Annotated in this window: 4 protein-coding genes; all 4 read left to right on the top strand. The window is 69.5% G+C overall.

Annotated elements, in window-relative coordinates:
• A partial coding sequence (locus ACXJKL_RS16555; RefSeq protein ID WP_457208117.1) for an SIS domain-containing protein occupies positions 1-318 on the top strand: 318 nt, incomplete at its 5' end.
• A gap of 68 nt (positions 319-386) precedes the next feature.
• On the top strand, positions 387-1,436 hold the full coding sequence (locus ACXJKL_RS16550) for a DUF808 domain-containing protein (RefSeq protein WP_457208116.1): 1,050 nt from the start codon (positions 387-389) through the stop codon (positions 1,434-1,436).
• 95 nt (positions 1,437-1,531) lie between these two features.
• Positions 1,532-2,989: an adenosylhomocysteinase gene (gene ahcY / locus ACXJKL_RS16545; protein WP_457208115.1), complete on the top strand. Its 1,458-nt coding sequence runs from the start codon at positions 1,532-1,534 to the stop codon at positions 2,987-2,989.
• Positions 2,990-3,003: 14 nt separating this feature from the next.
• A complete protein-coding gene (mtrA, locus tag ACXJKL_RS16540; protein WP_457208114.1) occupies positions 3,004-3,708 on the top strand; it encodes an MtrAB system response regulator MtrA in 705 nt (234 codons plus the stop codon).
• Positions 3,709-3,857 lie beyond the last annotated feature (149 nt).

Raw genomic sequence — 3,857 nt, 5'->3', positions numbered from 1 at the left:
GCGCTCGCCGGTGACGCCGAGCACCTCGTCCCCGTCCTCGAGGCGGCCCGCCCGCGCGACGTGTTCGCCGACCCGTTCGCCGACGCCGCCGACGCGCCCGCCGACCTGCGACCCCTGCTGGTGGTGCTGGACGACGGCACCGAGGACCCGGCGGTCCGCGAGCAGCGCGGCCGGCTGCAGGCCGCGGCCGCACGCCGCGGCGTACGCGTCGAGACCGTGGGTGCGGAGGCCGCGACCGAGGTCGCGCGCTACGCCTCGCTCGTCCTGCAGGGCACCTACGCCTCCGAGTACCTCCGCATCGGCTTCGTCGAGGGCTGACGACCGGTCGGGGACCGTGCCGTCCGCGGATAGGCTGCGCGCGTGACCGCATCGAGCAGGACCTTCTGATGGCAGCAGGACTCTTCGCCCTGCTCGACGACGTGGCCGCCCTCGCCCGCGTGGCCGCGGCGTCGGTGGACGACATCGGGGCCGCCGCCGGCCGGGCGAGCGCGAAGGCGGCCGGTGTGGTCGTCGACGACACCGCGGTCACCCCGCAGTACCTCCACGGCTCCGCCGCCGAGCGCGAGCTGCCGATCATCAAGAAGATCGCGATCGGCTCGCTCCGCAACAAGCTGCTCTTCATCCTGCCGGCGGCCGTGCTGCTGGGGCAGTTCCTCCCGCAGCTGCTGCCGCTGATCCTCATCTTCGGCGGCGGGTTCCTCGCCTACGAGGGCGCGCACAAGGTCTGGGAGAGGGTCGGCGGGCACCAGCCCGGGGCCGAGGACGAGCTCGCCGGCCAGGGCGAGTTCACCCCCGAGCACGAGGCACGGACCGTCGCCGGCGCCATCCGCACCGACTTCATCCTGTCGGCCGAGATCATGGTGATCGCCCTCAAGGAGGTGGTCAGCTCCGACCCCGACGCGAGCATCTGGGTCCGGGCGATCGTCCTGGCCGTCGTGGCCGTCCTCATCACCGTGCTCGTGTACGGCGTGGTCGCCCTCATCGTGAAGATGGACGACGTCGGGCTGCACCTGGCGGAGAAGGACTCGGGACTCGCCCAGAAGGTCGGCGCGGGTCTGGTCGGGGCCATGCCCAAGCTGCTGTCGGCCATCTCGGTGATCGGCACCCTGGCCATGCTGTGGGTCGGTGGCCACATCTTCCTGGTCAGCCTCTACGAGATCGGCGGGCACGACGGACTGCTCGAGGGCACGTGGCTCGGAGACGTGCTCCACGCGCCGTACGACGTCGTCCACCACTGGGAGGTCGCGGTCCACGACGCCGTCGGTGGAGCCCTCGGCGGCCTGGCCGGCTGGGTGGTCAACACCCTCGTCTCGGCGCTCGTCGGACTCGTGGTCGGGGCCCTGGTGCTCGTCGTGCTGCGGCTGGTCGGCGTGGGTGGCGGTCACGGTGCCCAGGAGCACGAGGACGCCCCCGCCGAGGATTCTCCGAACATGTGAGCCCCGTCCTACGCTTCTGAGGTCCGCGCCGGGAGATCCCGACGACGCACAGACGTGCGGCGCAGACCTGCTCCACAGACTTCAGGAGACAACCGATGGACTTCAAGGTCGCCGACCTCAGCCTGGCCGAGTACGGGCGCAAGGAGATCGAGCTCGCCGAGCACGAGATGCCCGGCCTGATGGCCATGCGCGCGCGCTACGGCGCGGACCAGCCCCTCGCGGGCGCCCGCGTCGCCGGATCGCTGCACATGACGATCCAGACCGCCGTCCTCGTCGAGACCCTCGTGGACCTCGGTGCCGACGTGCGCTGGGCCACCTGCAACATCTTCTCGACCCAGGACCACGCGGCCGCGGCCGTCGTCGTGGGACGTGACGGCACCGTCGACGCCCCCCGGGGCACGCCCGTCTTCGCCTGGAAGGGCGAGTCGCTGGCCGAGTACTGGGACGAGGCCGAGAAGGTCTTCGCCTTCACCGACGAGCACGGCGCGGAGTGCGGCCCCAACGTCCTGCTCGATGACGGCGGCGACATCACGATGCTGCTGCACCTCGGCGTCGAGTTCGAGAAGACCGGTGTCGTGCCGTCGCAGGACAGCACCGACAACGAGGAGTTCAAGGAGGTGCTGCGTGTCCTGGCCCGCTCGGTCGAGGCCAAGCCGCAGTACTGGACGACCCTCGCGAAGGACATCAAGGGCGTCTCCGAGGAGACCACCACCGGCGTCCTGCGCCTCTACGACCGCTTCCGCGAGGGCACGCTGCTCTTCCCGGCGATCAACGTCAACGACTCGGTCACCAAGTCCAAGTTCGACAACAAGTACGGCTGCCGGCACTCGCTGATCGACGGCCTCAACCGCGCCACCGACGTCATGATCGGCGGCAAGGTCGCGGTCGTCTGCGGCTACGGCGACGTGGGCAAGGGCTCCGCCGAGTCGCTGCGCGGCCAGGGTGCTCGCGTCATCGTCACCGAGATCGACCCGATCTGCGCGCTGCAGGCGGCCATGGACGGCTACGAGGTCAAGCGCCTCGAGTCCGTCGTCGAGACGGCCGACATCTTCATCACCACGACCGGCAACTTCGACATCATCACGGTCGAGCACTTCCACAAGATGAAGCACCAGGCCATCGTCGGCAACATCGGTCACTTCGACAACGAGATCAACATGGCGGGTCTGGCCAGGATCCCCGGCATCGTCAAGGACGAGATCAAGCCGCAGGTCCACCAGTGGATCTTCCCGGCGACCGAGGACAAGGCGAGCAAGAAGATCATCGTCCTGTCCGAGGGGCGTCTGCTCAATCTCGGCAACGCGACCGGCCACCCGTCGTTCGTCATGTCGAACTCCTTCACCAACCAGGTGCTGGCGCAGATCGAGCTCTTCACGAAGGCCGACGAGTACGAGCTCGGGGTCCACGTGCTGCCCAAGCACCTCGACGAGGAGGTGGCTCGCCTGCACCTCGACGCCCTCGGCGTCGAGCTGACGGAGCTCACCAAGGAGCAGGCTGCCTACCTCGGTGTGGACGTGGCCGGGCCGTTCAAGTCCGACCTGTACCGCTACTGAGGCAGACTTGGGGCATGACACCACCTGCCGAGCAGCATCCCACCAGGGGCAGCATCCTGGTCGTCGACGACGACTCGTCCCTGGCGGAGATGCTCTCCCTCGTGCTGCGGCAGGAGGGCTTCGAGAGCCAGGTCGTCGGTCGCGGTGACGAGGCCCTCGAGGCCTTCCGCAGCTTCCGTCCCGACCTGGTCCTCCTCGACCTCATGCTGCCCGGCAAGGACGGCATCGACGTCTGCAAGGAGATCCGCGCCGAGTCCGGCGTGCCGATCGTGATGCTGACCGCGAAGGGCGACACCGTCGACGTGGTCGTCGGCCTCGAGTCCGGGGCCGACGACTACATCGTCAAGCCGTTCAAGCCCAAGGAGCTCATCGCCCGGATCCGGGCGCGCGTCCGCCGCTCCGAGGCGCCCGTCTCCGAGGCGCTCACCATCGGTGACCTGGCCATCGACGTGGCGGGGCACTCGGTGACCCGGGCCGACGAGCAGGTCAACCTCACCCCCCTCGAGTTCGACCTGCTCGTGTGCCTCGCGCGCAAGCCGTGGCAGGTGTTCACCCGCGAGGTCCTGCTCGAGCAGGTGTGGGGCTACCGGCACAGCGCGGACACCCGCCTGGTCAACGTGCACGTGCAGCGGCTGCGGTCCAAGGTCGAGCACGACCCGGAGAACCCCGAGATCGTCGTGACCGTGCGCGGTGTGGGCTACAAGGCCGGCACGGCCTGACGGCCGGACGACCCACGCCCATGTCCACCCCCTCCTCGACGACGAGGCTCCAGCAGACGGTCGACCGGTGCTCGTACGCCCTGCGTCGGGCACTGACGTTCTGGCGTCGCTCGGTGCAGGCGCGGGTCGTGGCGTCGACCGTGCTGCTC

The sequence above is a fragment of the Nocardioides sp. P5_C9_2 genome, assembly GCF_054049555.1.
The sequence above is the reverse complement of the archived record's forward strand: the minus strand, read 5'-3'. Positions and strand labels throughout refer to the sequence as shown.

Excerpts from the sequence above, each read along its gene's own strand:
- mtrA (WP_457208114.1), top strand. The coding sequence starts at position 3,004 with ATGACACCACCTGCCGAGCAGCATCCCACCAGGGGCAGCATCCTGGTC.
- ahcY (WP_457208115.1), top strand. The coding sequence starts at position 1,532 with ATGGACTTCAAGGTCGCCGACCTCAGCCTGGCCGAGTACGGGCGCAAG.
- ACXJKL_RS16550 (WP_457208116.1), top strand. The coding sequence starts at position 387 with ATGGCAGCAGGACTCTTCGCCCTGCTCGACGACGTGGCCGCCCTCGCC.